We start from the raw sequence: 1,872 nt of genomic DNA, 5'->3' as shown, positions 1-1,872 counted from the left end.
GAATTACCGTCTTATATCACTGGCGCTGACACCTGTAGTTTGTATACACAATCCCTGGCATTGAAACACACATATGAAGTGTACTTCGGATATGACCGTACGCTCAGGAAGTACGGCAGATTCCGTCAAAAATTACCTGTAAAGACAGACATCAGAAAAAACAGTGCTCGCCGCAGACCGGTGACCGGGCGAAGCCCGCGAACCGGCGAGGAAGCGCAATGTATCTGTAGTTACAGGGAGCAGGTACGCCCTGAAGCCCTTTCATAAAACGGTTGTGTGCGCTGTCCTTCTGGAATGATTTATCCACATATCCGGAGGCCCGATCCAGTAAACAGATCCATGAATGATCAACAAAGGATCCATTAAAGATCCCCATATCGCTGCAAACCTTGTCACTCATGGGCCGGGACCACGATCACATAAGCTGTGGCATGTTACTGATAAACTGTAACATGCTAATGATAAGCTGTATTCAGTAATCCATATACTGAAGTAAGTTAATGACATAAACTATGGTCAGTATGCCAGACTCAGTTGTTAAATACAGGCTGCAGGTTTTTCTTCAGTCAGTTAGCGGAGTTCTGACACACGATTTTCTGTTTATTCTTTTACTGTCCACAGGCTGGAGGCTTTCTGGAAAACGAAAATTCAGACATCAAAAAACTGTTCGGCGAGGTGGATAAGTCCTCCGGTGAGCTGGTGACACTGACACCAAACAATAACAACACCATACAACCTGTGGCGCTGATGCGTCTGGGCGTTTTTGTACCGACCCTTAAATCACTGAAGAACAGTAAAAAAAATACACTGTCACGTACTGATGCCACGGAAGAGCTGACACGTCTTTCCCTGGCCCGTGCTGAGGGATTCGATAAGGTTGAGATCACCGGCCCCCGCCTGGATATGGATAATGATTTCAAGACCTGGGTGGGGATCATTCATTCCTTTGCCCGCCATAACGTGATTGGTGACAAAGTTGAACTGCCTTTTGTTGAGTTTGCAAAACTGTGTGGTATACCTTCAAGCCAGTCATCCCGCAGGCTGCGTGAGCGCATCAGCCCTTCCCTGAAGCGCATTGCCGGTACCGTGATTTCGTTTTCCCGTACCGATGAGAAGCACACCCGGGAATATATCACCCATCTGGTACAGTCAGCTTACTACGATACTGAGCGGGATATTGTGCAGTTACAGGCCGATCCCCGCCTGTTTGAACTGTACCAGTTTGACAGAAAAGTCCTTCTCCAGCTTAAGGCGATTAATGCCCTGAAGCGACGGGAGTCCGCCCAGGCACTCTACACCTTTATAGAGAGCCTGCCCCGGGATCCGGCACCGATATCGCTGGCGCGGCTGCGTGCACGCCTCAATCTGAAGTCTCCTGTATTTTCCCAGAACCAGACGGTCAGACGGGCAATGGAGCAGTTGCGCGAGATTGGATATCTTGATTACACGGAGATCCAGCGGGGGCGGACAAAATTCTTCTGTATTCACTACCGGCGTCCCCGGTTAAAAGCGCCGAATGACGAGAGTAAGGAAAATCCGTTGCAACCTTCACCTGCGGAAAAAGTCAGTCCGGAGATGGCGGAGAAGCTTGCCCTGCTTGAGAAACTGGGCATCACGCTGGATGACCTGGAAAAACTCTTCAAATCCCGCTGAACATAAACTGTAGTCAGTGAAGAGCGCTCCTTTACTGACTACAGCTTATATTAACCGGCGCAGTGAGTGGTCTGCTCACTGCAGTTTATATTCTGTTTCCTGCAGTGCTGTCTGTAGCTGAGCTGCCATCTGCCTGTCCCTTACGTAAGTGATCCCGTAACCTGATCCTGAGGCATTGCTCCCTTCATAAAACATGACTTACTCACTACAGCTTATATA

Annotated in this window: 1 protein-coding gene; it reads left to right on the top strand. The window is 48.9% G+C overall.

Features of this window, described 5'->3' with window-relative positions; genetic code table 11:
• The first annotated feature begins 675 nt into the window (after nucleotides 1-675).
• Nucleotides 676-1,653: a RepB family plasmid replication initiator protein gene (locus tag RTW80_RS24580; RefSeq protein ID WP_312676552.1), complete on the top strand. Its 978-nt coding sequence runs from the start codon at nucleotides 676-678 to the stop codon at nucleotides 1,651-1,653.
• Nucleotides 1,654-1,872: the final 219 nt, after the last annotated feature.

Source organism: Escherichia sp. AM3 (assembly GCF_032029835.1).
GTDB lineage: Bacteria > Pseudomonadota > Gammaproteobacteria > Enterobacterales > Enterobacteriaceae > Escherichia > Escherichia coli.
Note: the sequence above shows the minus strand (reverse complement) of the source record. Positions and strands in the feature narration are given on the sequence as shown.